Annotated in this window: 19 protein-coding genes; 11 read left to right on the top strand and 8 right to left on the bottom strand. The window is 53.8% G+C overall.

What is annotated here, in order from left to right:
* Positions 1-103 precede the first annotated feature (103 nt).
* Complete coding sequence (locus tag ABV298_RS31140) at positions 104-1,102, bottom strand: TonB family protein (protein WP_353720012.1); 999 nt, start codon at positions 1,100-1,102, stop codon at positions 104-106.
* Positions 1,103-1,367: 265 nt separating this feature from the next.
* On the opposite strand from ABV298_RS31140, the gene ABV298_RS31135 reads away from it, so the two are divergent.
* Positions 1,368-1,841: a GNAT family N-acetyltransferase gene (locus ABV298_RS31135; RefSeq protein ID WP_353720011.1), complete on the top strand. Its 474-nt coding sequence runs from the start codon at positions 1,368-1,370 to the stop codon at positions 1,839-1,841.
* Between the two features lie 96 nt (positions 1,842-1,937).
* Positions 1,938-2,690, top strand: coding sequence for a TerC family protein (locus ABV298_RS31130; protein ID WP_353720010.1), 753 nt, complete (start codon positions 1,938-1,940; stop codon positions 2,688-2,690).
* A gap of 19 nt (positions 2,691-2,709) precedes the next feature.
* Here the strand turns inward: ABV298_RS31130 and ABV298_RS31125 are convergent, their stop codons facing one another.
* The 3 genes from ABV298_RS31125 to ABV298_RS31115 are packed head-to-tail and all read right to left on the bottom strand — an operon-like array spanning position 2,710 to position 6,486.
* Positions 2,710-3,339: a response regulator transcription factor gene (locus ABV298_RS31125; RefSeq protein WP_353720009.1), complete on the bottom strand. Its 630-nt coding sequence runs from the start codon at positions 3,337-3,339 to the stop codon at positions 2,710-2,712.
* Positions 3,336-4,784, bottom strand: coding sequence for an ATP-binding protein (locus ABV298_RS31120; RefSeq protein WP_353720008.1), 1,449 nt, complete (start codon positions 4,782-4,784; stop codon positions 3,336-3,338). Before ABV298_RS31120 ends, ABV298_RS31125 begins: the two co-directional genes overlap by 4 nt.
* The gene (locus ABV298_RS31115; RefSeq protein ID WP_353720007.1) at positions 4,687-6,486 is read right to left on the bottom strand and encodes a two-component regulator propeller domain-containing protein; all 1,800 of its coding nucleotides are present in this window, start codon (positions 6,484-6,486) and stop codon (positions 4,687-4,689) included. The genes ABV298_RS31120 and ABV298_RS31115 overlap by 98 nt, the downstream gene beginning before the upstream one ends.
* A gap of 155 nt (positions 6,487-6,641) precedes the next feature.
* Between ABV298_RS31115 and ABV298_RS31110 the strand changes: the two genes are divergently transcribed.
* On the top strand, positions 6,642-7,565 hold the full coding sequence (locus ABV298_RS31110; protein WP_353720006.1) for an AraC family transcriptional regulator: 924 nt from the start codon (positions 6,642-6,644) through the stop codon (positions 7,563-7,565).
* Positions 7,566-7,889: 324 nt separating this feature from the next.
* Positions 7,890-9,371, top strand: a complete 1,482-nt coding sequence (locus ABV298_RS31105) for a glycoside hydrolase family 28 protein (RefSeq protein ID WP_353720005.1) — start codon at positions 7,890-7,892, stop codon at positions 9,369-9,371.
* 5 nt (positions 9,372-9,376) lie between these two features.
* Here ABV298_RS31105 and ABV298_RS31100 read toward each other — a convergent pair whose 3' ends face one another.
* On the bottom strand, positions 9,377-10,420 hold the full coding sequence (locus ABV298_RS31100; protein WP_353720004.1) for an alpha/beta hydrolase: 1,044 nt from the start codon (positions 10,418-10,420) through the stop codon (positions 9,377-9,379).
* Positions 10,421-10,683: 263 nt separating this feature from the next.
* Here ABV298_RS31100 and ABV298_RS31095 point away from each other — a divergent pair, with 263 nt between their 5' ends.
* From ABV298_RS31095 to ABV298_RS31080, 4 genes are all read left to right on the top strand, one after another.
* Complete coding sequence (locus ABV298_RS31095; protein ID WP_353720003.1) at positions 10,684-11,283, top strand: sigma-70 family RNA polymerase sigma factor; 600 nt, start codon at positions 10,684-10,686, stop codon at positions 11,281-11,283.
* Between the two features lie 101 nt (positions 11,284-11,384).
* Positions 11,385-12,401: a FecR domain-containing protein gene (locus tag ABV298_RS31090; protein ID WP_353720002.1), complete on the top strand. Its 1,017-nt coding sequence runs from the start codon at positions 11,385-11,387 to the stop codon at positions 12,399-12,401.
* Between the two features lie 189 nt (positions 12,402-12,590).
* Complete coding sequence (locus ABV298_RS31085) at positions 12,591-15,842, top strand: TonB-dependent receptor (protein ID WP_353720001.1); 3,252 nt, start codon at positions 12,591-12,593, stop codon at positions 15,840-15,842.
* Between the two features lie 17 nt (positions 15,843-15,859).
* A complete protein-coding gene (locus tag ABV298_RS31080; protein WP_353720000.1) occupies positions 15,860-17,470 on the top strand; it encodes a RagB/SusD family nutrient uptake outer membrane protein in 1,611 nt (536 codons plus the stop codon).
* Positions 17,471-17,538: 68 nt separating this feature from the next.
* On the opposite strand, the gene ABV298_RS31075 is transcribed toward ABV298_RS31080, so the two are convergent.
* The 3 genes from ABV298_RS31075 to ABV298_RS31065 all read right to left on the bottom strand — a co-directional run bounded on the left by ABV298_RS31075 (position 17,539) and on the right by ABV298_RS31065 (position 22,544).
* Entirely contained in the window at positions 17,539-17,661 is a 123-nt protein-coding gene (locus ABV298_RS31075) for a hypothetical protein (protein WP_353719999.1), read from the bottom strand.
* 136 nt (positions 17,662-17,797) lie between these two features.
* Complete coding sequence (locus ABV298_RS31070; RefSeq protein ID WP_353719998.1) at positions 17,798-19,345, bottom strand: SusD/RagB family nutrient-binding outer membrane lipoprotein; 1,548 nt, start codon at positions 19,343-19,345, stop codon at positions 17,798-17,800.
* 19 nt (positions 19,346-19,364) lie between these two features.
* Positions 19,365-22,544, bottom strand: a complete 3,180-nt coding sequence (locus tag ABV298_RS31065; protein ID WP_353719997.1) for a SusC/RagA family TonB-linked outer membrane protein — start codon at positions 22,542-22,544, stop codon at positions 19,365-19,367.
* A 450-nt stretch (positions 22,545-22,994) separates the two neighbouring features.
* Between ABV298_RS31065 and ABV298_RS31060 the strand changes: the two genes are divergently transcribed.
* Genes ABV298_RS31060 through ABV298_RS31050 form a run of 3 tightly spaced genes read left to right on the top strand, consistent with a single transcriptional unit; the run spans position 22,995 to position 25,825 of the window.
* On the top strand, positions 22,995-23,171 hold the full coding sequence (locus ABV298_RS31060) for a hypothetical protein (RefSeq protein WP_353719996.1): 177 nt from the start codon (positions 22,995-22,997) through the stop codon (positions 23,169-23,171).
* On the top strand, positions 23,149-24,540 hold the full coding sequence (locus ABV298_RS31055; RefSeq protein WP_353719995.1) for a TonB-dependent receptor plug domain-containing protein: 1,392 nt from the start codon (positions 23,149-23,151) through the stop codon (positions 24,538-24,540). The genes ABV298_RS31060 and ABV298_RS31055 overlap by 23 nt, the downstream gene beginning before the upstream one ends.
* Positions 24,494-25,825: a hypothetical protein gene (locus ABV298_RS31050; protein WP_353719994.1), complete on the top strand. Its 1,332-nt coding sequence runs from the start codon at positions 24,494-24,496 to the stop codon at positions 25,823-25,825. The genes ABV298_RS31055 and ABV298_RS31050 overlap by 47 nt, the downstream gene beginning before the upstream one ends.

Raw genomic sequence — 25,825 nt, 5'->3', positions numbered from 1 at the left:
TGGTAAATTTCGCTGTTTGGGCATTCTTTTGCCATAAACAACAAATATGCACCACAAAAGTGCTCATTTCGCCACCTTTCAATGGATTTTTTGGGAAGTTAATTCAGGGGAGCGGCCTGAAATTGAGTTGCAGCGGTACGTACGTGGGCCTGGGTACGATGCCGTGCCCGTACATGTAGAGTTTGGTTCGGGGAGGTTCGTGTACCGACACGTTCAATGTGTGTTTCCGGAAAAGCTTTTCGAGTTCGTCTTTGGTCGGGAAAGGGGCTTTCAAGAGGTCCGGCTTCATTCTCCGGCTGAAAAATTTCGGTACTTCCTCTTTGATTTTCAATGGCAGCTTGTCCACTTGCGGATCGAAATGGATACTGATGGTGTACCAGACGGCGATCGGCTTGCCGTCTTTTTGCGCGGGTGTCCATCTGGGCATCATACTTACGAGACGTAATGCCTCCTCGTCCAGCTCCGCTCCCGGGCTGTCGATAATGCGGCCACTGCTCACATTACCGTCTTCGTCGAGCAGAAAAGAAACCTGCACGGCCCCCTCGACGCGGTTTTGGAGCGCCTCGGACGGGTATTTCAGGTTATTGGCGAGAAATTTGTTCAGCCCCTTGTAGCCGCCGGGGAAGTAAGGCCACCGGTCGACGCGCATCGAAGGGCTGCTTTCGGCTGCATGGCTTACCTCCGAATCTTTCCGGGAAGCCCTGGCCTGGCTCTTTTGGCGTATCGCGGTCAACGGCGTGCGGGATTTCAATATAATGGCATATTCGGCGGCAGATTTTACAATCGGCACCTGGCGCGTTTCAAAATCAGGATGTTTTATCAGTAATACGCCGTTCAGCGGCGCGTCGGCTATCTCGAAACCACCGGAAAGGTTGCTCACCGTCACGCGCTCCGATTCCGCCACCAGCACGGCGGCATTCGCCACCGGTCGCGACGATTCGTCGGTTATCTTTCCCCATATGCGGGCTGTCTGCGGTATCGCCGGGCAGACGTCCAGGCTGTCGGAAATTGAGGAAGTAGCCGCCATCGCAACCGTTCCGGAGGCAGCCAGGCTGAGGATTAAATATGTTTTGAAAAGCGGTTCAGGTATTCTTTGCAGCATGGTTTTCCTGATTGTTAGATTCGGCAGATCCGCGCACACCTTTTTGCATAAACGATCAATGCGCAAAATTTAGGATGTGCAGCGGGCGGTGCGGAGCTAAAATTTAAAAGATTGGCTGAAAAGATGGCCAGGGGAAGTCGGACCGGTTGCCGCAAGGCCTGTTCTTGCCGCTAAATCCGGATCTGTGCCTGTTCCTGCTGGCATTATTTCGCGAGCTTTGCGGAAAATAGTGGTTTCGAAACAGGATTATCGATCAATATTCCTTATGGACAATACGCTTAAAATGATAACCGCCGCCAGCGACGCGCAATACGAAGATGCAAAAAGATTGTTTCGGGAATACGCGGCTTCGCTGCCGATAGATCTGGGCTTTCAGGATTTTAGCGGGGAGCTGGATGCCGTCCGCGCGCAATATGGTCCCCCTGCGGGCGCGCTTCTGCTTGCGTACGCGGGCGAACGGGCGGTAGGCTGCGCGGGGGTACGCAGCAAGGGCGACGGAATCGCGGAACTGAAACGGATGTATGTCCAGCCCGAATACAGGGGGCACCAGCTCGGCAGGAAGTTGCTCGAACGGTCGATATTCGTTGCGGCGGAGCTGGGTTACCGGAAAATCAGGCTCGATACGCTTGCGGGCATGACAGGCGCACGCCGACTTTATGAGTCGTTCGGGTTCGAAGAGATACCTGCCTACTACGCCAACCCGCACGAAGACGCGATCTATATGGAGAAAGTGCTTTGAGGCGACACGGCAATACCCGCCCACGTTGTTGGCCGGTCCCTGTCTGGCACATATCTTGCGTATATAACCGTATTGTTCACAAATATTCGGAACTACATGGAATTGGAAGTCATCGTTTCTCTACTCACCCTCGTTGCCCTGGAAGCCGTTCTTGGCATCGACAATGTAATCTTTATTTCGATTATCGCCGCGAAACTGCCTGCTGATCAGCAGAAAAAGGCCCGGCAATGGGGGCTGGTCCTGGCCGGGGTGCTGCGGATCGGCCTTTTGCTCATTATCTCCCTGATCATGAAACTCGACCAGGACCTGTTTGTGGTTTTTGGGGAAGGTTTTTCCGGGAAGGAGCTCGTACTGCTGGCAGGTGGGCTGTTTCTGCTCTATAAAAGCTCGAAAGAAATTTACCATAAAATGGAAGGTGAGGCCGGCGATCAGAGCAAGCAGATCAAGGTGTCGTCGTTCGGGCAGGTGATTACCCAGATATTGATCATGGATATGGTTTTTTCGATCGATTCGATTATCACAGCCATCGGCATGGTGAAAGAAGTGTGGGTAATGTATGTGGCAGTGGTGGTGACGGTATTGCTCATGCTTCTGGCGGCGGAAAAAATCAGTGATTTCGTAAACCGCCACCCGGCATTCAAAATGCTCGCGTTGTCGTTCCTGTTACTGATCGGCTTTTCGCTCGTCAGCGAAGGTTTCGGACTCGAAATTCCCAAGGGCTATGTCTATTTCTCGATGGCCTTTTCCCTGCTGGTCGACGTGTTCCAGATGCGGATGAACAAGGGTAAAGGCGAGCCGGTGGTTACCCGGGAACATTACCGGCAGGGCGAAGAGAAACTTGCGAAATAGATTTCCCGATGGCAACGGTTCAGCCGAGCTTGTAGGCGTCGGCCAGTTGAACGAGCCCCTTGCGGTCGGAAATATTCAGTTTTTCGAAAATACGGCGCCGGAATGTGCTTACGGAGGTATATTGCAGCTGCATCAGTTCGCTGATCTGCGTGATGGTGTAATCCTGGATGATGTACATCGCCACCTGAAACTCGCGCGGTGTAAGTTCGTCGAACGGGTTCATCGACTTCCGGTTGAGCGTGTCGTTGACGATAATCTCCGCCAGGTCGGCGCTCATATACTTTTTCCCCGAAAAGACGACATTGACGGCCCTGATCAGGTCGTCGGGCGAAGCGTCTTTTTCGATGTAGCCGTGTGCGCCCATTTGGAGGGCCCTTTTTCCGAAAATCGCCTCGTTGTTCATCGATACGATCAGGACTTTCGTGTCGGGGTACATATTTCTGATCCAATGTAAAACGGTATTCGCGTCGGTGTCGGGCATGCTAAGATCGAGCAGTACAAGGTCGTAGAAGGCGTTTTTCAGGCATGTCATGGCCGACTGGCCGTCCCAGCTTTCGTCTATATGCGCGTCGGGGAAATGGTTGAGCAATGCAACTTTGAGTCCATATCGGACCAGCGAATGATCGTCGGCAATCAATATCCTTTTCATAACGTAGTAAAATTGGTTGGGGTACTGTCGGAAAGTACGGCGTCCTGATGGTCGGGTTGTCCCGAAAGCAACCCGGATATGGTCACCCGCGTGCCTTGTCCCACGGTACTTTCCACTTCCAGTTTGCAGTCGAGGCGGGCCACGAAGTCGATAATGATCTGGTAGCCGAGCCGGCCGCTTTGCTCGATCCCTTCGGTGGTAAGCACATGCTCTATGCGCCGGTTGATCTTGCTCAGGTCGGCGGGCGACATTCCCCGGCCATTGTCGGAAACCGACAGCCGCATAAAGTCCCCGTCAAGCCGTTCCAGCTCCACAATGATATGGCCGCCGGTTGTGTATTTGTTCGAATTGTCGATCAGGTTACGGACGACCGCTTTCAGTATCTCGCGGTTGGTAAAAAGTACCGATTTCTCCGGGTTGACAAATGCGAGGGTATTATTCTTTAAATAAAGCATTTCCTTGAAAAAAGAGTGCAGTTCCCCGGCAAGGTCGTCGAATGGAAATGGTCGCCTGACAAGGTAAAACCCTTCCTGCTGCGACTTGGTCCAGAGGTTGATCTCCTTCACGAACGCATGAATGTTGGCTGCCGCTTTTTTGATCTCCGCGGTGCCGGTCCGGGCGTCGTCGAGGCGGTTCCTTTCCAGCGAAGCGGCGACATGGTCCGACAGCAGGTTCAGAAAATGTATCGGCGATTGCAGATCGTGCGCGAGCAGGAGGGTGATCTTTTCTTTCAGCCGGTTACTGTATTCCAATTGCCTGGTGCGCTCCCGTACCTGTGCTTCGAGCTGTTTTTTCCGGAGCGTGAGGTAATGATAACGCAGCTTAACCACGAGATAGAATGAAAATAGCAGCAATACCAATGCGAATGCCGCGAAAAACCACGTCTGGTACCAGAATGGATTTACCGTGAATTTCTTGGCCAGCAGGCCCAGATTGCCACGCCCGAACCCCGATTTTTTCCTGACCTGCAATACATAATCGCCATGACCGAGCCGGTTGAGCGTAATCGTCATGGTGTTTTTCAGCTCGTACCATTGGTCGTCGAGGCCTTTGATGTTGTATTCCAGAAGCTGGTTCTCGGGCAGCCCGAGATAGGGCGACGCCAGTAATACCTCGATCCGGTTGAAGGACGGTTCAAGCCGCAGGTCGGCGCTGAACGGCTGTTCCTTCCCATCGACGATGAACTTGTCGATAAGGATCTTCGAGGACGGAAGGATGTCCGTTATGCTGTCGGGATACACCTGCACGAGGCCGTCCATGGAAGGGAACGAGAATTTCCCGTCCGGAAACACAACCGCCGAAGGGTTGCATCCCCCGTTGAACTCGTTGTTGTCGAAACCGTTGCTTTTATCGTAATAGTAATAAAAAACGCTGCCCGATTTGCCGTCGAGGTAATCGTAAAGGTCCTGCGTCTTGCATTTGAAAAGGCCATGGTTGGTGCTCATCCACATAAAGCCCTTCCGGTCTTCCAGAAATGCATGCACGACCAGCAGGTAACCGTTCCGGTCGAGCGGCAACGCACTCGTTTTGCCGTTCCGGATGGCGTAAAACCCCTGTCCGTAGGTTCCGGCCCAAAGCGTTTTCCGCCTGTCGAAATAAAATGTCCGGACTTCCTTTCCGTTCAATTCCGGGATTTCGTGCAAGGCCGGCCTTGAAATCTCCAGCCGGTAAACGCCGCGGCCATTCGAGGCAAAAAACTCCTTGTCGTTGACCGGCACAAAAGCGGTAACCCCCCTTGGCCAGCTTCATCCATTGGATCGAATCGCCCGAGATTTTGCCCATTTTCCCCGATACCAGGTTGACCCAGATAGTTCCGTCGGCTGTCTGGGCGAATTTGGCGGCTTCCCGTTCGACATCGAACTGTTGAACCAGTTTTAAGTCGGCGGTACGCTTTTCGATTTTACCTGTCCTGGCATTTAACCAGATATATCCCTCCTTATCGACCAGGATACCGCTCCGGTCCGTCAGCGGAAACGGTTCGCCGGTGATCGTGCCCGCGGGCAGGATGGCGCCCAGCCCTGTGATCAAGCCATTGTTCCGATACAGATGCTGACTGTAAAAATTGTTGTTCGTGCCCGCGATACGAACGGTTTTGAACTGCTTTTTTCTGAAAATATAGAGCCCGCCGGTCTCGGTGCCCAGCATGTGAATGCCCTTTTCCGGAATGTTCAGGTAACAGGCCACACGACCGACGTCCTTCGTTTTCAATACCGGTTCGCCAACCAGCGCGTTGCCGGATTCGGGTTTAAGTTCATAAAAAGTATTTGAATCGTGGAGGAAAAGCCGCTCGCCCTGCTGAAACAAATGCGAGGGGCCGCTGAGCTCCGGATGGTCGCGGCCGGGCAGTCTGAGGAAAACGGCATACTCCCGTCCCGACGAATCGATGCCGGCCAGTTGCTTTTTTTCATTGAGGAAATACATTTTTTTACCCAAAACACCCGCGTTATCATATGCCATGGCCGCGCCGTATTCGAATGTTTTAAAGGAAATGATCTTTTTCTGGTAAAAGTAAAGCAGCAGATTGTCGCCGATCCTCAGAAAACCGTCCCCGCGTGCCCCGATCCGGTTATAGATAACCTGCGCCGCAAATGCGGCAAAAAGCGATTCGACGCGTCGCCGGTCCCCGGGTATCAGGTTGCGGATTACATCGAACTGGTCCCCGGGCGATTGCAGGATCACATACCTGTTGCGAATATGCGGGTTCAGCAGGAACGGCTGGTTGTTCTTATCGAATGAAAAGACTTTGAAACTGGTATCCTTGAAAAAAACCGTGCTGTCGCCCGTAAGCCCGAGATCGATAATGCGGTTGCTGATAAGCCCGGGCACATTGCTGAGGTTGTAGGTCACGAACCGCGTGCCGTCGAAACGCACCAGTCCCCCCTGGGTAGTCATCCAGATAAATCCGTTTTTATCCATCCGGAGCTGCATGACGCTGTTTTGCGGAAGTCCGTTGTCGCTTGTGAAATGCTGCTCCGTGAAGTCGGAGACATCCCGCCCGTATGCATGTACCGCCAGTGTGAGGAATGCTAGAAGGGGTATGATCCTCGCGATATTCATGGCCGAATCAGCAATAGGTTGTCGTTCGATGACGGTCGGGGAGATTTGAACGGGGGTACAATAATAACCTAGTTTTGGAACAATTTCCATCGGTAGTAAAAACATTTCTACTGTGTGACATTCCGTGCATAGCAGGAATTAGTCACACTCACGTATTTTTACCAGTCGTGGCAACAATGAATACTACAAATTTTACGGTTTAGCGCAAATTCCACTTATTGAATGGTTTTGTTTACTTTTGAAACATGGTGCGTAATCTGACTGTCAGGGACCTTCCCGAACTATACGAAACGATGGGCCTGCCGGTCGATCCGGTAGATGCGTCGTCCGGTCTTACGATCCATTATCTGCAACAGACCTTCACCCGGTTTCCCTTCACGTCGGTGCCCTTCCGGCCCAATTATTTCAGTTTTCTGTTTGTTCAGGAGGCATTTGGCAGGTATACTATCGACGACCAGGTTTTCGACGTGCGCCCGAGGACCGTATATTTTACCAACCCGGGGAATTACCGCATTTTCGAATGGCACAGCATCACAGACACCTGCCTGATCACTTTCAGCGAAGCCTATTTAAAGGAAAACGTGCACGAAGACGTTTACCGCGACTTTTCGTTTCTGCTCACCGAAACGGTGGAGCCACGGGTGCTGTCGAAGGGGCAGTTCGAGGTCGTCAGGCGGCTTTACGAGCAAATTCACAGCGAGCACCTTGGCCATTCGCCATATAAAAACAGGATTATCGGTAGCCTGATGGTCGCCCTGCTCCTGAAAATCAAGGAGTATTTTTTTCAGAATTATAACCCGATTTACGAAGGCAATCGAAGTTCCCAGATCGTCAAAACGTTCAAGCGAAACCTCGAACGACATTTCAGGGATCTCGTGAGCGGCAGTGTGGAGGTACCCTTGCGGGTGCAGGATTATGCCGATTTGCAATCGCTGCATGTCAACTACCTGTCGAGCGTGATCAGCAACAAAACGGGCAAGTCGGTCAGTGCGTGGATCGCAGATAAAACCATTGCGGAAGCGAAAGTAATGTTGCAGGACCCGGCCTTGTCCGTTAAGGAAATCGCTGTGCGGCTAGGCTTTCTGGAAGCGCCGCATTTCAGCAATTATTTCAAAAAGCATACGCACCAAAGCCCGGCCGGCTACCGGAAAGGTCACTTATTGAAGTGAACCGCAGGGTTGCTGCCAGGCATGCTCCTTTCACTCCGGGTTCAATCTGTTTTACATCTTCGAAGCCATAAGCATCGGCATAATCTTCCGTTTGCATCGAATAGGGACTGGCTGATGTACCAAGATAGCATGCATGGTGATTCGCGGACGGATAAAATGAAATGTTTTTTAAGAGTAGTTGCGGGCCGCGGTCGTCTTCCCGATGGTTGAAAGGTTTTAGGTATGATACACGTGAAGTGTTCTGGATTTTCAATATTTGTTTTCATTCTGATAAGCGTCGGAAAAATCAATTCTTCCTCCGCACAAAAACCCGGCGGGAGCGCCGTGGTTCCGACGGTCGCCGATGTAGGTGCCGCCAAACTTCCGGCCGACATCGCGCCGGTAAGGGCGCCTTTCCCGATGCCTGTTTTTGTAAAACCCGTTTTCCCCGAGCTGACGGTGAGCATTACCGATAAAGGCGCTCGTATGGGCATAATGGCCACGCAGGCGATCCAGGCGGCCATCGACGAGGTGAGCAAAAAGAACGGCGGTACGGTCGTGGTTCCGCGGGGCGTCTGGAAAACCGGACGCATCATTCTGAAAAGCAATGTAAACCTGCATGTCGGTGAAGGCGCGGAGCTGCATTTCAGCGCGGAGATCGGCGATTATCTTCCGGCGGTATTCACCAGGAACGAAGGCGTGGAATTGATGTCGCTCGGGGCATTGATTTATGCCGATGGCCAGGAAAATATCGCTGTAACCGGAAAAGGCAAACTGATAGGCCCGCCCGACGGGCCTGTCAGGAAGCGGATTATGACCACCGACGTAATCGAAAAAGTGGTCCCGGCCGATAAGCCGGTCGGAGAAAGGATTTACGACGGCAGGGATGGCGGCTTCATATTCCCGCCGATGTTCGTTTCGCCCATTCGTTGTAAAAAAGTTTATATCGAAGGCATCACCCTGGAAAATACGCCTTTCTGGAACGTAGTACCGGTGTATTGCGACAATGTGGTTATCAGGGGCATCACGGTGCGCTCGGTGGGCATTCCGCGCGGGGACGGCATCGATATCGAGTCGTCGCGGAACGTGCTGATCGAATACTGCACATTAAGCAGCGGCGACGACTGCTTTACGATCAAGGCCGGCCGGGGCGAGGACGGTATCCGGGTGAACAGGCCGACCGAAAATGTGGTGATTCGCCACTGCCTTGCGCGCCAGGGCCACGGCGGCATTACCTGCGGCAGTGAAACGGCCGGGATGATCCGTAACCTGTATGTTCACGACTGCGTTTTCGACGATACCGATACCGGCCTGCGGTTCAAAACCCGGCGCTCGCGTGCGGGCGGCGGCGATAACCTTGTGTATGAGCGCATACGTATGAAACTGCGCGGCGACGCCGTGAAATTCGATATGCTCGGCAGCAGGCAATACGTGGGCGAACTCGCCGACCGCCTTCCGGCACGCCCCGTGGACAAGCTCACACCTGCATACAGGAATATCACGGCCCGGGACATCGTCGTGGAAAAGGCCAGGACATTCGTGGATATCACCGGCATTCCCGAATCGCCGGCGACGAACCTGCTCGTCGAAAATGCCAGTGTTAACGTGCGGACCGCATTCAAAGCGAGCGACGCGGAGCGCGTGACGATCCGGAATGCGTCCATTATCGCCACCGATCCGCTTTTGCGCGGCCTGGATATCCGGCATGTACTTTTTGAAAAAGTGACTTTCGAAACGCCCGGGAAGCAACTGACCATGGATATTCAAAATTCGAAGGACATCCGTTTTGTGGATTGCCTCCCGGCAAAGCCCGAAGGCCGGGAATAGGGCGCTTAGCCGTTATTTGCGAAGTTGTCCGCCTCGATAATGGCATCGGCAAATGCCCGTGGCGCTTCCTGCGGCAGGTTATGGCCGGCTCCCTTTACGACACGGTGCACATGCCTGCCACTGAACTTGCGGGCGAATGCGGAGCCGTCGCCGGCAGGTACCACGCCGTCGGAATCGCCGTCGAGGGTTACGGCGGGGACCGGAATTACCGGGCCGGCCGCGAGTTTTTGCTCGATTTCGTCATATTGTTTTTCGCCGGGTTCGAGGCTGAGCCGCCAGCGGTAGTTGTGTATGACAATGGCCGCATAATCGGGATTTTTAAAGGATTCGGCCGAGCGGGCGTAGGTAGCGTCGTCGAATGCCCATTTCGGCGATATATTTTTCCAGATCAGCTTATTGAAATCGTACCAATTCGCCGTGTAACCTTTTTTGCCGCGGTCGGTGGCGAAATAATATTGATACCACCAGCCCCATTCCGCCGCCGGGGCGAGCGGCTGCCTGTTTCTTTCGAGGTTGTTGATGAGATAGCCGTTCACCGACACCATCGCCTTGCATCGTTCGGGCCATAGCGCCGCGATGATGTTGGCTGTCCTCGCTCCCCAATCGAAGCCGCCGATGACGGCCCTTCCGATATACAACGCGTCCATCAAGGCGATTATGTCGGTAGCTACTGCCGCTTGCTGGCCATTGCGAAAGGTTTTGTCGGAAAGAAACCTCGTCGTGCCATGGCCGCGAAGGTGGGGCACGATCACCCGGTAGCCCGCGTCGCCAAGCAAGGCGGCCGTTTCGGCGTAGCTGTGGATATCGTACGGCCAGCCATGCAGCAGGATCACCGGTTGGCCGTCCGCCGGACCGGTTTCCGCGTAGCCTGTATTTAACACGCCGGCCTCGATTTGTTTGATTTCCCTGAAAGTGGTGAAAGCGCCGTCCGGTGTGCGATTTCTTCCGGTATTTGCGAATGCGCGCGAAGGCAGGAGCTGAGAAGCTGCGAACGAGAGCGTAGCAAGGCCCAGAAAATGGCGGCGGCTGTAATGGTTGTTGTTATCCATGATGGTATTGTTTAAAGTCGGTGGCTTGATGTTCCGCAAGGAAATTTTCCTGTTCCGGTGGTTCAAAATTAGCCGCGGCTCGTCACACGGAAATCGCAACATCGCCGAACCGGACAAATCGGTAGCCGGATCAGACAATTCCGTGGCCGTATCCGACAGGGCAGGATAGTGGTTTTCCGGATATTTACTTGTTTTATCTACAAAAGATTATATTTACCGTGCGCCGGAGCGTGCGCCGGCGACGATATTATATGCCGCTAAACATGTTGCAGGCCGGGGAAATCAATGAAAAAATACTACTGGAAAAGCTGGCAGGCGGTGACGCCGCGGCATTTACGGTGCTTTACGAAAAGTACAGCCTGAAACTCTACGCCAATATACTGCGCCTTGTGAAATGCGAAGACACCGCCAGGGAGCTCTTGCAGGACCTCTTCCTGAAAATATGGGAATTGAGGACGCAGATTGACCCTGAAAGGTCATTCAGGTCATTTCTCTATAAGATGGCGGGAAACCTCGTTTATGACCATTTCAGAAAAGTTTCGCGTGATAAAAAGCTGTCCGACAGGCTGTTGTATGTTTTGGAAGGACAATACAGTCACCTGGAAGAAGCCGTCATTTACAATGAAAGCCTGGAACTGATCAATGCCGCTATTGCCCGATTGCCCGAGATGCGGCGACGGGTTTACGTGCTGGGTAAAATCGAAGGCAAATCCTACGAGGAAATCTCGGTCCAGCTGGGCATTTCACCCTCTACCATCAGCGATCATATCGTAAAAGCCAACCGTTTCATCAAAGCCTATCTCAACAGCCGGACAGACGTGGCGTTTTCGCTCGTCATTGCCCTGCTTGGCGCCGATTTGTAGTGTCAGGTTTGGTATACATCAAAGAAAAAACTGAATTTTTTTTCGGGGAAGAGCAGAGGATGTTTTTCCGGGAAACGTATTAGCGAAAAAACGCGAATATTTTGGAAAACCCTATCCCTATTGAAACGCTGTTCAGGCGCTTCCTTGAAAATAAATGCACGCCGGAGGAAGTGGCGAAGCTGCTGGCCCATTTCCGGACCGGCGAGGACGAAGAGCAGCTGCGGAGACTGATCGCCGCAGAACTCGACGCGGCGGATGCCGGAGCCGAAAAATACGGGCCTGCCGTGCGGGAAGTTTACGCCTCCCTGGCCGACCGGATCGCAACCCCTGTGCGGAAACCCGTGCGGCCGCTTATTGCCCCGTACATTCGGAATGCGGCCGTCTGGCTGCTCGTTTTGCTTTCGGCCGGAGCCGTTCTATACATTTTGAACCGTCGTGAAAAAGCCGGCGGGGCCGTGGCAATGCTTCATGCCGAAGCGGCCGCGGGAGAAAAGAAGGAGGTCGTTCTGCCCGACAGCTCGCATATCTGGCTGAATGCCGGCAGTTCGGTCGATTATCCCCGCGTTTTCCAGGACAAGGAACGGAACGTCAATCTTACCGGCGAGGCATTCTTCGAGGTCGCGCGTGATACGGCGCGCCCGTTCGTCATCTGCACCGGCGCATTGCGTACGCGGGTCATCGGCACCAGTTTCAATATCAAAGCTTACCCGGAGGATTCCTCCATTGCCGTTTCGGTGGTGACGGGGCGGGTCAATGTCAGTTCGGTGGAATCGGGGGCGTCCGTCGAGCTTTCACCCGACGAGCAGGCGGTTTACGGGAAATTCGACCGCAGGCTCCTTGCCAGGGCATATCCCGATGCCGGCGGGTTATCGGTGTGGAAGGACGGCAGGCTGCAATTCCGCAACAGCCCGCTGCACGAGGTCATAAGGACGCTCGAACGGCGGTTCGACGTGGCGGTGAAGTTCGACGACCGGGCACGCGATTGCCCCGTCCATGCGGATTTCGACGACACGGAGCCCGTTACGCAAATTCTCGGAATGCTTGCGGCTTCCCTGAGTGGAAAGCTGGAAGGGAACCGGCAGGCGGGCTATACGCTGGTTACCGGCGAATGCCTTTGAGCACACACAATCAGGAATAGTATTCACCAAACCGCGCAAATATGAAGCACATTACCTAGAAAAAATCCCCGGACGCGAACCCGGGGAAAGAGTCAAAATGCAAGTTCAAAATTGCGCGGGCGCCACAGGGGTCGAAGTCTAGGGCGTCGCGCACAACCAGCTGATTTACATTTTAAACCTGTCAAAATTATGAAAAAATCTCTCCCAAGGAGTGAAGTGGTCCACTATATTCTTACCGCGATGAGATACAGCGCCGTCGTCATTGGCCTTATATGTTGCGCTGCTTCCCTGTCCGCTGCCCGCGACTCGAACGCGCAAGTGCTGGAAAAGCCCGTAACGATCCACCTCAGAAATGTTCCGCTCTCCGACGCTCTGGACGAGATCGCCGGCCGGGCGAATGTCAATATCGTTTTTGCAGGCAAGACAGCCACCATGCCTTCGACCACCATACGGGCCAGAAACGAGAAGCTTCGTGATATTTTATCCAAATTACTCCGACCCTACCGACTTTCCTACGCATTGATGGGCAACAGCATAGTGATCCGGAAAGGCGAGGAAATGCCCGAACGGAGCAAGCCGAAAGGCGTTCGTGCGGATACCATCCTCGTGCGCGGCCGTGTACTCGACCAGAAAGAACCGCCCGGCCCGCTGGTGGGCGTTACCGCGGTCATTAAAGGCACGCAAAAGGGCGCTACCACCGATAATGACGGTTTTTTTGAGATTTATACCCGAATGGGAGACGTGCTGGTGTTCACTTTCGTCGGATTTACGGGCAAGGAATACACGGTGAACGGCAACGAGCGGAACCTGGTCATCTCGCTTCCCGAGACCACCACCGCGTTGAACGAAGTGGTCGTAACCGGTTTTTCGGAGCAAAAAGTGAAATACCTGGCAAGCTCCGTGAGTACGATTTCCATGAATAACGTGAACAACAAGCCCATTACCCAGCTTTCGCAGGCATTACAGGGCGGAACGACGGGTATCAATGTTAACCAGAGTTCCGGGCTTCCCGGTGGCGACGCGGCTTCGATCAAGATCCGGGGCGTAGGGTCGCTCCTGGGCTCGTCGCCACTGGTACTCGTGGACGGTGTTCCGTTCGATATGAACAAACTGGACCCGAATACGATCGAGAGTATCTCCATTCTCAAGGACGCCGCGGCCGCTTCGGTGTACGGCGCGCGTGCGGGCAATGGCGTGATCCTGATCACGACCAAACGGGGCGTCGCCGGCAAGGTGGATGTTCAGTACAATGTGTTTTACGGCAACCAGAGCCCCATGTACAAGCCCGATTTCGTAGACGCCGCCACTTACATGGAAATGGTAAACGAGGCCCGCAGGAACACGGGCGGCGATCCGACTTATTCGCAGGATGTAATCAACAACACCCGGAATGGCGTGGAACCGCTCCGCAACCCCGACACCAATTGGGGCAAGCTGCTGCTCAAATCCAATTCCATGATCCAGCAGCACGGATTGCAGGTGTCGGGCGGGAACAATACGGCCCGCTTTTCGCTCGCCGCCAATTATCTCAAGCAGGACGGCATGCTGACCAACTCGAACTTCAACCGCGCCAATGTCCGCGCCAACACCAGCATCGATTTACGTAAGGACGTGGTGGTTTTTATGGATTTGTTCGCCTCGCGGGACGATCAGCTGCAGCCCTATGCCTATGGCGGCGAAAGTGCGCGGCTGCTCAACTGGATTTACACCGCCCCGCCGAATATCATGGCCAAATACCCCGAGAAGCCCGACAGGCCGGGGTACAGCTATTACGGAACCTATGGCGAGAGCTGGAATCCCCTGGCGCAGATCGAAAAGGGCGGTACCATCCGGCGCATCCGCGATGAGGTGCTGATCAATCTCCGCCCCAAATGGGATGTCTCGAGGGACCTGACGGTGAAAGGGCAATTCAGCTATCGCGTGTCGTCGGGAGCCGACAAAACCGACCGCGAGTCGTTTGTTTTTTTCGATTACTTCACCGGCGAAAAAGCCGGCTGGGATTACGGCACGATCAAGTCGGCCGGGCCTACCAACCGGTCGAGCTATTACTATGCAGGCGGCAATCTCGACTATAACAAAAATTTCGGCGACCACCGGGTGAACTTCATCGCCGGTTTTTCGCAGGAAATGAATAATGCCGATGCCTGGAAGGAAATCGGGCTGCTTTCGGTGTTCGGGAAAGCCTATTACAGTTTCAGGGACAAATATCTGCTCGAAGCAGGGATGCGCCGGGATGGGTCGTCGCTCTTCGCGCCTGGAAAGAAATGGGGGAATTTCCCATCGCTGGCCGCGGGCTGGAATGTCGGCAACGAAGGTTTTATGAAAGACGTTTCGTTTGTAAAACAACTCAAACTGCGCGGCTCCTACGGAATGCTCGGAAATAACAATATCGAGCCGTATCGTTACCAGTCGACCGTAAACACCGGCAATGGTACGGAAAGTACGATCGGCAACCCGGATATTACCTGGGAAAAAGTGGGTATTCTGGATATCGGCGCGGATGCGAGCCTTTTCGGCCGGAAACTCGACATTACTTTTGACTGGTACAACAAGAAAACGACCGATCTGATTCTTAACCCGCAACCGACACTCACGTCGGCGCTGCTGACCGGCCCGATCAATATCGGAAGCGTGGTGAACAAAGGATGGGAATTGAAAGCGGGTTTTAACCATTCGGTCACCGAGCGCATCAGTTTCAGCGTCAACCTAGGCTATTCACGCAACAGGTCGGAATGGCTGAAACTCTCGCAGGAGACGCCCATCGTGGCCGGCAACGAAATCCGGCAGAAAGGCCGGGCGATCACGGAATTTTATGGGTACAAGAGCCTGGGGCTGATCCAGCAGCGGGACATGGACAACAACGTCCCGGTTATTGCCGGGCAAGGGGTGGGCGATATCCGTTATGCCGACATGAACGGCGACGGGATCATCAATAACGACGACCGCGTCGCCCTCGGCCCTGTCGATCCCGTGACTACCTATTTTGGTAACCTCTCTGTCAGGGTTCGGAATTTCGATTTCGAAGCGCTCGTCACCGGTACCGGCAAGGTGGCGGTGTTCTATACCGGCCGGATCGCCATTCCGCTGAATGTATCCGGTGAAGGCGGAACGCCATTGAACTGGCACCGAGATTACTGGACAGCCGAGAATCCCGACGCCCGGTTCCCGCGCCTGCTCACCGCACCGGGTAACAACGGGCTGCTGTCCGACTTCTGGCAGGCTAATGGCGCATTCGCCCGGGTCAAATATGTGCAGTTGGGTTACAATCTTCCCGAAGCCGTAAGCCGCCGCCTGCATATCCGTGGCCTGCGTGTGTATGTGAATGCGCAGAACCCGCTCACTTTCACGAAACTGAAAGTAATTGACCCGGAGACCAAGGGCGACCAGGGCACATACCCGCTATTCAAAACCAACACGATCGGCCTGAACGTGCGCTTCTAATCCATACCGAAAATACCATGAAAAGATACAGAACACTCTGCATATGCCTGGCATTGCTGCTGATACATGCCGCCTGCTCCGATTTTCTGGAAAGGGACAACCCGACCGCCACGACGGACGAAAAATGGTGGAACCTGGAAACCGACCTGAGGGCGGCGCTGGAAGACATCTATGCGGGCGTCCCGTCGGGGGTAATTGTCTACAACGATTTCTATTCCAATGCGCGGGTACATTTGTCCGGCGCTTCGGACGAATCGGTATTTCGTGCCAATTATACCGATTTTGAAGTATTTACATTGGGAACGGCCACCAGCTCTTCGGGAATCCCGTTGCAGCAGTACCGCAATAAGTACCGTGCGATCAGGAATGCGTGCCGGTTTCTGGAAAACTATGCCAAAGCATACGTGCAGGACCCGTCGCTGAAAGAGCGGTATGCCGCCGAAGCACGGGCGTTACGCGCGTGGTACCATTTCGAGCTGTTTGCCTATTTCGGTCCGGTGCCGATTGTCGACCATTCTCTTTCTCCTGCCGAGCAATATGCCGCCCGCCCGACACAGGAGGAAATGCTGCGGTTCATCATTGCCGAACTGGAGGCGGCTGCGGCTGTATTGCCCGTCAAATATCCCGATAGCGAAGCGTACCGTATCAACAAGGCGATTTGTTATGCCATGGAATGCGAGGTTTATATGTTTGTGAACGACTATGCCAATGCGGCGATGAAGGCGAAACAGGTGATCGACCAGAATATTTACGAGCTCTATCACAGCACCGATCCCAACATCGGCAATTACGCAGCGCTGTTCACCTACACCGGCGTAGTCAACAGGGAGCGTATCTTCTTTTACCGTACCGGCCAGCGCCAGGCTTTCCTGCGACTGGGACCCAAGAGTTTCGGCGGGGCAAACTCGACCACATCTCCCACAGCGGCCATTGTGAACACCTACGAGACGAAGCAGGGCAAAACGATCCAGGAACTTGGTGCCGACAGCATGGCGATTTACGTCAGGAACCCCAATTTCAACAATAACCGCGACCCGCGTTTCAAAGCGTCGATCCTGGCGCCCGGCGAGACCTTCCTGGGCAAGGTTATGGACCCCTTCACTACCACGAGCGTAGACCTGATTGGCCAGACGCAGTCGACCCAGACCGGTTTCTGGATCAAAAAATGGCTGGATGCGAGGGATATCAGCAACCAGGCCGACGGCCAGCTCGACTTTTTCATTATCCGCTATGCCGAAATATTGCTCAATTACGTGGAAGCGTTGATCGAAACGGGCAAATGGCAGGACCCCGATGTGACCCGCTACCTGAATATGATCCGCAAGCGTGCGGGAATGCCGGACGTGGACGTGAAAAGGTATAATACGCAGGAAAAGATGCGCGAGTTCGTGAGGAGGGAACGGCAGGTGGAGCTTGCATTCGAAGGCCAGCGTTTTTACGACATCCGTCGCTGGAAGATCGGCGAGAAGGTGCTGAACGGCACGGTGTACGGGGCCGTGGATCCGGCGACGGGCAAACCCGTGGTGGTGGAGCAGCGGAAATTCAATCCTGCGCGGGATTATGTTTGGCCGATCCCGCTGACCGAGCTAAATGCGAATAGCAAGATGAAGCAAAATCCCAACTGGTAGACCACAAATGGTGTGGAGCATTTGCTACGGTACGCGTCGGGGCATGAAGCTCCTGCGGTGCGAGTATATCAGTCCTGGAATTCAAGCAATGCCTTCAGGGCCTTAAAACAGGCATATGCCAGGTAAATAGGCACCAGCACCGGCAGAAAAACAGCCACTTTCAGGATATCGTCGGTCGTAAGGTTTTTCATAGGAGATTATTTGAATACAACTTATTCTACAAATAGATAAAAGTTGTACCACAAATATAGCGGGACAAAATTGAATATCCAGCAAAAAAATGGCTGCTCACCGTTAAATGAGCAGCCATTTTCCTGAAATTGATTATTACTTGTTCCACCAAAGCGGCGTAGTAATGTCGTCGTTGCCCTGCGCTTTCACGGCATTCTGGTAATTAGCCAGGTTTACGCTCTGTTCTTTGGGCGGATAATAAAGGCGCTGGGGCACACCCTCGCCGAAGAGCGGCTGGAATTTGTAGTCGGTGGTTTTTCCGTCCACGGTGCGGCTCCATACGATGTCACCAGGCTTCACAAGGAACGTCGGGTAGCCCGTACGGCGGATTTCCGCCCAGGCTTCGTCACCCTGGGTGTAAAGCGCCAGATATTTCTGGTTCAGTACATTGGCTTTGTCGGCTTTGGGAAGCGCGGCCAGGTAAGTGTTGATATCGGCCTGCGCAATACCCCATTTTTGCAGCGAAGCGGTCACGCCGTTGATATATTCCTGCTGGTCCCAGTTTTTGTATTCCGAAATGAGGAATGCCACTTCGGCATATTCTTGTAAAACTTCTCCGTAATTGGCCGCATTCACCACCGCGCCGGGAAGGCTCACGTCGGTGGCGGTCAGCAGGCCCGCCGCTGCCACGGGCAATCCGTAAGGCTGGCCCACATAATCGCCGGCCGCATTTTTGGTGGCATACACCGGCAAACGCGGATCCTGCACTTTTACGGTGCCCAGTTGGCCTTTCAACACATTGATGAGCACGTGCGAAACGGCGAAGTCCTTGCGGTTGGCTGTCACAGTGGCGCGGTAAAGCGGCGCTTCGTTGGGGGCGAGCGCCTGGTATTTGAACACGGCATTGTCGGCGTTCGAGGTAAAGACGCCTTTGGCCAATGCGTCGTCGAAATGGTTCTTCGATTCGGCCGGCTGCTGCTTGCGGATGCGCGTCGCGATGCGCAGGCGTAGCGAGTTCGCGAACTTGGCCCACAGTTCGTTCCTGCCTTTGTAGATCACGTCATAGTTGCCGAACGTGGTCCCCGACTTGTACTTGATCAGGGTGTCGCCTGCCGCTTTCAGCTCGTTCAGGATGTCGAGATAGATTTTCTGCTGGCTCGCATAAGCCGGGCTGAGGTTCTCCGGGTCTTGCTGCAATGCCTGAAATTCCGGGTCCTGGTTGCCGTATGACTGGTAAGGAACGTTCCCGAACACATCGGTCAGGTTCTGAAACGCATATGCTTTCAGGATGCGGGCAATGGCGATCTGGTTGGCGTTGCTACCGGCGTTTCCGGCGGCCGCTACATTTTTGGTAGCCGGGTCGGTGTTCAGCCTGATGATCTCGTTGAGGTTGTTCAATGCTTTGTAGGCATTGCTCCAATAGGTATCCGAGTACGACCTGGGGATGTCGTAGCGCGACTGGTCGCTGTAAATGTTCTGGCTGTAATACTGGGCAAAAAGCTGCGAACCACGCAGGGAGCTGTTCTCGTTGCGGATGTTGTCGATCACCTGTTTCTCGGCGGAAAGCAGGATCGTTGTCGTAGTCGCGTTTTCGGGACGGTTCGGGTCCTTGTTGATCTCCTCGAAGTGGCTGTCGGAGCAGGAGGCAAGCAATGTGCCGATTCCGAGTGCCAGAATACTTTTGTTATATATGGACTTTTGCATGATTTTCAGTTTGAGGTGGTTAGAACTTCACGTTTACGTTCAGGCCGTAGGTGGCTGGTACGGGAATGTTGCCGCCCTCGATACCCTGGATATTGCCGCCGCTGTTGGCGAATTCGGGATCGATGTACTTGCTGGCTGTGTAAATGTTGGCGAGGTTACGTCCGTAAACCCCGAAGTAAATCTGCTTCACGGCCTTGCTGTTCAGCGCCAGATTGTAGCCGAATGTGATCTCCCGTAGCTTCACGAACGTCGCGTCGAAGATCGTCTGCGGGGTAGGTCCGCTGTATTCGCCCCGTGACCATGCCTGCGCCGTAATGCGGGTATCGTTGGGCGTAATGTTGGTCACCTGGTAGGTGCCGTCGGCGTTGTAGGTAACAGTTCCTTTCACGCCGTCGAGCACGACGCCGGTTTCGCGTACGTTGTTAGCGGCGGTTTTGTCCAGAACGCCCGCGTACATAGCCACTTTATAGGTCTGCGAAAAGAACTTGCCGCCTACGCGCCCGTCGATAAGAAAGCCCAGGTTGAAATTCCGGTAAGTAAAACTGTTCTGGAAACCAAACAGGTATTTGGGCAGAACGCTTCCCAGCGGGGTAAGCTGTTGCGCGCGCTCATAGGTCCCGTCGGCTTTGATCACCTTCTGGCCACCTTCGGTATATACGAAATCGTTGCCCAGGATTTGCCCGTAAGGCTGGCCTTCGCGTGCGACGAGCGTCACGAGGCTGTTGGCGAGCTGGAATGTATTCACGCCCGGCGCAAGCTGGATCACCTTGTTGCGGTTTCTCGACCAGTTCAGGCTCGAATTCCATTCAAAGCCGTTCGAACGGATAGGCGTACCGGTCAGCGTGATTTCAATACCCTTGTTATTGATCTTACCCGCATTGATCACTTTCGAATCGTAACCGAATGCCGACGATACCGGGATGTTGATGATCTGGTTGCGGCTCACATTGTCGTAATAGGTAATATCGAGCCCGACGCGGTTTTTAAGTGCCTGGATGTTCAGACCGGCTTCCCAGGAGCTGGTAATTTCCGGTTTCAGCGACTGATTGTTCAGCTGTGCGGGCAGTTTGTAGGAAGGAAGGCCGTCGAACGACTGGCTTGCTTCGTAGGCGCGTTGCAGCTGGTAAGGGTCGGTATCGTTACCCACCTGGGCCCAACCAAGGCGGACTTTGGCGAAATCCAGCCAATTAATATCCTTCACGCCATTCAATTCGCTGAGAATCAAACTGGTCGTGAGCGAGGGATATGCAAAAGAATTGCGGTTGAGCGGCAGGGTGGAAGACCAGTCGTTACGCAACGTTCCGTCGAGGAACAGCAGGCTTTTCCAACCCAGCGAGAAGCTCCCGAAGATGGAGTTGATCTGCTTGCGGTAAGCATTCGAGTTGACGAGCACCGAGCTCGCGTTTTTAAGGTTATAATACTCCGGAATGATCAGCCCGCCCTGCGTTACAGCATCGCTGACCCGGCGGTGCTGGCTCATGATGTTACCCCCGGCATTCACGTTCAGCGAAATATCCCCCCAGTTTTTGGTCGCGGAAGCCAGTAATTCGTAGTTGAACTCACTGAAATTGTTGTTGTACTCCTGGTACTGCGACTGCGTCCGTGAATATACGGCAATGCGGTCCTGGTATTGGTATTGGTACACATCCGCATTCACTTTTCCGCTCACTTTCAACCAGCTGTTCACGTCGTATACCACACCCACGTTGCCGTAGAAACGGTCGCGGTTTTCTTCGAGGTAGCTTTGGTACGCCGACCAATACGGGTTATCGATGAATTTGGCTGCTTCGCCGGCAGGCGTGTCCTGATATCCGCTCCGGTTCCAGAGGATCTGGGTGCCATCTGCGCGTTTGTAGTTTTTCAGCTTTTTGTAATCCACCTGCACCTGTCCCCATTGGAATGCTTCCAGAATAATATTCCTGTTGGTAGCACCGGTCCACGGCCGGCCGGTCGACTGGTTTTTGATGTAATTGAAATTGTTGTAAAACTTGAATTTGCCCGCTTGTGTCGAACCCGAGAAATTGATCGAATTGCGCTTGAGCGAGGAGTTCGGCACGGTGCCTTTCACATTTTTATTGGTGAACGAAATCCGGTATGTCGAGTTTGCATTGCCGCCGCTCACCGCCAGGCTGTTGGTATTGGACACCCCGGTTTCGAAAAAAGTATGTACATCGTTTTTGGGATAAACCCATGGCTGCGGTTTCAGGTACTCCGCCGTATTTTCGGGATCGAGGTTATACCAGTGCAGCACGGGCGTACCGTCCAGTCTGGGCCCCCAGCTTTCGTCCACCGCATATTCTACGATATTGTAGTCGGTGCCGCCGATATTGGCTTTCTGAAACGTGCTCGAAAAACCCCCGCCATACAGTTTCTGGCGTTTGGGCAGGCGCACGATGTTTTCGAACTCCACGCCGGTGTTGAGCGTGATGTTCACCTTGCTGTTTTCCTTGCCTTTTTTGGTTGTGATCAAAATCACCCCGTTCGCCGCACGGGTACCGTAAAGCGCTGCCGCGGATGGGCCTTTCAGCACCGAAATGTTTTCGATATCGTCCGGGTTGAGGTCCTGGATCATATTACCGACGTCCTTGCCGCCGCTGCCGGCGCTTGTAGCCGCGCTGTTGAGGTCGGCATTGTCGATGGGCGTACCGTCGATCACGTACAGGGGCTGGTTATTTCCGGAAATGGAGTTGATACCGCGCAGCAGCACGCGCGAGGAACCACCCATATTACCACCCGAGGAAGTGACCTGCAAGCCGGCCACCTTGCCCGACAAGGCGCTCAGCGCATTGGTCGGCCTCGTTTGCAAAGCCTCGCCCTTTACTTCCTGCACGGCATAGCCCAGGGCACGTTTCTCACGGGAAATACCGAGCGCGGTTACTACTACTTCGTTTAGGATTTTCGCGTCCTGCTTCAATGCGACGGCGATTTTATCGCTGTTGCCCACGGCGACTTCCTGGGTAATGTAGCCGATAAACGAAACGACGAGCACCGGCGATGCCGTGCCGACGTCGATGCTGAACGCGCCGTTGGCGTCGGTCAACGTGCCGGTAGATGAGCCTTTTATGGTGACGGAAGCCCCCGGCAGCCCGCTGGCGTCGTTGGCGTCGGTGACAGTGCCGGTAATGGTCCGTTGCTGGGCGTTCGCCAGGCCGGTCGCGAGCAAAATCACAAGGATGAGGTAGATAAATCTGGTTTTCATGAATTGTATTTCGGTGAGGATTTTGTTGAATTGCTGTGCTGGAACTTTCTGTGGTTGTTTGGCTGGTTGAGATTAAAATGATTTTCTGTGAACCGGATTTTATGAAATTTAATTCCGTTAGACCGGCTTAAATGACGAAATTGTTAAGATTGTATTAATAAATATTTTGTAAATGTATTAAAAATAACTTAAAATGATTAATATCTATCGGTTTAATAGATTAAAAAAATAAAAAAACCGGAATAGGATTGTTCCAGGTTTGGCTTAGAGTCTGCAGCCGGAAGGCGGACAGAACAAATGCACCGGTTCCGCTCGTGCGGACACGGCACCGCATGCGGAAGGGACATATACGCTCGATGTGGATTCCAAAGACGCGGTGTTCGTATTTTCCTACATCGGCTTCAATACGACCGAATTGCCGGTCGGGGGAAGAGCGTCGTGGATGTGGTAATGCAGGAGAACGTTGCAACCCTGCAGGAAGCGGTAGTCACGGCGTTGGGTATCAAACGCGAGACGCGCTCGCTGGGTTATAATGTAGGCAAGGTGGAAGGCCGCGACGTTTCGAATGTGGCGAACGAAAACGTGCTTACATCGCTTTCGGGCCGTGTTTCGGGGGGTTTCCATTAACCAAACCAGCGGTGTCGGGTCGTCGATCAGCAACATCATCCGCGGTGCGGCTTCCTTAAAGAACAACCAGCCGTTGTTTGTGGTGGATGGCGTACCGCTGGCCAACAGCCTTGCCAACGTGAGCGAAAAAGGAAGCGGCAACAAAGTGGACTATGGTAATGCGATCTCGGACATTAACCCCGACGATATCGAAAGCATGTCCGTGCTGAAAGGCCCGAGCGCCGCTGCATTGTACGGCTCCCGCGCGGGTAACGGCGTCATCCTGATTACTACGAAGTCGGGCAAAAAAGGCAAGGGCCTCGGTGTTTCGTTTTCAACTTCCAATGTGTTCGAGAAGCCTTACCGCTACCTCGACTTCCATTACAAATACGCTAACGGCGAGCGGCCGTTCCAGCTGGACGAGGCTTCGGCTTACTGGGGCGGCCTGCCGCTGGATGTGGGCAACAAGGCGGTACAATGGAATTCGCCGCTGGACGCCAATGGCCAGCCGATTCCGACCGAATTGAAATCGTACAAGGACAATATGAAGAACTTCCTGCAAACAGGAATCACTTCTACCAATAACCTCACCGTATCCGGCTCGACAGACAAAGCTACTTACCGTGTTTCCTACAACAATATGAGTAACCGCGGGCTGATCCCGAATTCGGACCTTTACCGCAATTCACTGAGCTCGGCCCTGACGTTCGATATGCCCAAAAAAGTGGAGCTGAGCACGAATATCAACTTTGTGAGATCGAACTCGAACAGCCGCCCGCAGACGTCGGAACGCGATGCCAACCCGTTGCAGGCCGTTTATTATTCGCCGAGCTACGACGTGAGGGACCTCAAGAGGGTATGGAAGCCCGGCCGCGAGGAAATCGAACAATTGACGATAGCGCCAGGCGAGACCGACAATCCTTACTTCCTGGCCAAACACCTCACCAACGCCTACGTGCGCGACCGCCTGTACGGCAACCTGAGACTCGATTGGACCATCGCTCCGGGCCTGACGGCCTTCATCCGTTATTCGCACGATATGTATGACGAAGACCGGGAGACCAAAATACCATGGAGCTACAAAAGCATGGCAAAAGGAGGGTATTATCTCGAAAACGTAGGCCGTAACGAAGGGAACGCAGACTTTCTGATTACAAAAAACATCAAAGCGGGTGCATTCGACATCAATATCTCCGGAGGGGGTAACATTATGCGGCAAAAGGGCAACAGCTCGGCACTCGGCGGACGCGACCTTTCGGTGCCAGGCCTTTATAATATCTCGAGCGTTCCGGTTACGAACCGGGTCGTAACGAACGGCAGCTACAAAAAAAGCGATTTACAGTTTGTACGCATTGGGTTCTTTCGGTTTCAAAAACCAGCTTTACCTTGACTTAACCGCGCGTAACGACTGGTCGAGCACGCTGCCCGAAGCGAACCGTTCGTATTTCTACCCTTCGGCGTCGCTGAGCTGGCTGGCAAGCACGACCTTCAGCATGCCTTCCTACATTTCGCTCCTGAAACTCCGCGGAGGTTGGGCACAGGTGGGCAACGATACCGATCCTTACCAGTTGTACCCCAACCTGGGAACCGGAAACTGGGGCAACCTCGTGACGGTCAACCTCGGTGAGACGCTCCTTAACCCGACCCTGCTTCCGGAAATCGCGACTTCCACCGAAGGCGGTATCGACCTGAATATGTTCAACAACCGCCTGCGTTTCGACCTGACGTACTACGACCGCGCCAATACCAACCAGATTTTCAGCGTACCGATGGCGCCTTCGACAGGGTATACGAACAAGAACATCAACGCCGGCAAGCTCGTCAGCCGCGGCTGGGAGATCGGTAATATTTACAGCCGTGGTTTTGCCACGGTAACCGACCCCGATTCTCCTTACTACCGCTGGCCGATCATCGCTTATGACGGTGGCGGCGGGGATATGGACTGGCAACAGCTCGGTGGCCGCGAGAACAACGTGAAGGTTGGTAACTACAATCCCGATTTCATGGTGGGAGGCCAGGTAAATCTTTCCTATAAACGTTTTTCGCTCGGTTTAAGCCTCGACTGGCGTCAGGGTGGCGAATTTATGTCGTTCACTTATCGCTATGGAGAGTCTGACTGGAAGTCGCAGCGCCAGATCGACAACCTGATCCCGGGTGGGCTTTATTCGCCGGATGAACTGGTTGCATTACTGAAATCGGACCCCGAGAAATACATTATCCCGAAAAACGGAAACTTCCCGCGCGTGGGTGGCCATACAGCCGCCACCGGTGGATTCGGCGCCGATGGCGATGGTGCGTTTATCCCGGGTGTTTGGGAGGACAAGGACGGTAACTATCACGAATGGCTCGGCGGTCCCGGCACAAAATATATGCCGATTACGGCCATGTACCCATGGGGCTTCAACCAGCAGGTCACTTTCGATGCATCGTTTATAAAGCTGCGTGAAGTAACTTTGACATACAAGATCCCGACACTGTTCAATTCGATCCGCAATGCGAGCCTGTCGCTCTATACCCGGAACATCATGCTCTGGAATGCGGCCAAAATCGGCATCGATCCGGAGCGCGCTTTCTGGGCGGACCCGAACAAGGGCGGCTTCCGCCAGGGCATCGAGCGTCAGAACGTGATGCCATGGACGATCCCGTTCGGTTTCAAGCTGAATTTCGATTTCTGA

The sequence above is a fragment of the Dyadobacter sp. 676 genome (assembly GCF_040448675.1).
Lineage (GTDB): Bacteria > Bacteroidota > Bacteroidia > Cytophagales > Spirosomataceae > Dyadobacter.
Note: the sequence above shows the minus strand (reverse complement) of the source record. Positions and strands in the feature narration are given on the sequence as shown.

Excerpts from the sequence above, each read along its gene's own strand:
- ABV298_RS31140 (WP_353720012.1), bottom strand. The coding sequence starts at position 1,102 with ATGCTGCAAAGAATACCTGAACCGCTTTTCAAAACATATTTAATCCTC.
- ABV298_RS31120 (WP_353720008.1), bottom strand. The coding sequence starts at position 4,784 with ATGAGCACCAACCATGGCCTTTTCAAATGCAAGACGCAGGACCTTTAC.
- ABV298_RS31070 (WP_353719998.1), bottom strand. The coding sequence starts at position 19,345 with ATGCAAAAGTCCATATATAACAAAAGTATTCTGGCACTCGGAATCGGC.
- ABV298_RS31110 (WP_353720006.1), top strand. The coding sequence starts at position 6,642 with ATGGTGCGTAATCTGACTGTCAGGGACCTTCCCGAACTATACGAAACG.
- ABV298_RS31065 (WP_353719997.1), bottom strand. The coding sequence starts at position 22,544 with ATGAAAACCAGATTTATCTACCTCATCCTTGTGATTTTGCTCGCGACC.
- ABV298_RS31100 (WP_353720004.1), bottom strand. The coding sequence starts at position 10,420 with ATGGATAACAACAACCATTACAGCCGCCGCCATTTTCTGGGCCTTGCT.
- ABV298_RS31130 (WP_353720010.1), top strand. The coding sequence starts at position 1,938 with ATGGAATTGGAAGTCATCGTTTCTCTACTCACCCTCGTTGCCCTGGAA.
- ABV298_RS31080 (WP_353720000.1), top strand. The coding sequence starts at position 15,860 with ATGAAAAGATACAGAACACTCTGCATATGCCTGGCATTGCTGCTGATA.
- ABV298_RS31075 (WP_353719999.1), bottom strand. The coding sequence starts at position 17,661 with ATGAAAAACCTTACGACCGACGATATCCTGAAAGTGGCTGTTTTTCTG.
- ABV298_RS31115 (WP_353720007.1), bottom strand. The coding sequence starts at position 6,486 with ATGGAAATTGTTCCAAAACTAGGTTATTATTGTACCCCCGTTCAAATC.
- ABV298_RS31085 (WP_353720001.1), top strand. The coding sequence starts at position 12,591 with ATGAAAAAATCTCTCCCAAGGAGTGAAGTGGTCCACTATATTCTTACC.
- ABV298_RS31125 (WP_353720009.1), bottom strand. The coding sequence starts at position 3,339 with ATGAAAAGGATATTGATTGCCGACGATCATTCGCTGGTCCGATATGGA.
- ABV298_RS31060 (WP_353719996.1), top strand. The coding sequence starts at position 22,995 with ATGCAGGAGAACGTTGCAACCCTGCAGGAAGCGGTAGTCACGGCGTTG.
- ABV298_RS31135 (WP_353720011.1), top strand. The coding sequence starts at position 1,368 with ATGGACAATACGCTTAAAATGATAACCGCCGCCAGCGACGCGCAATAC.
- ABV298_RS31095 (WP_353720003.1), top strand. The coding sequence starts at position 10,684 with ATGTTGCAGGCCGGGGAAATCAATGAAAAAATACTACTGGAAAAGCTG.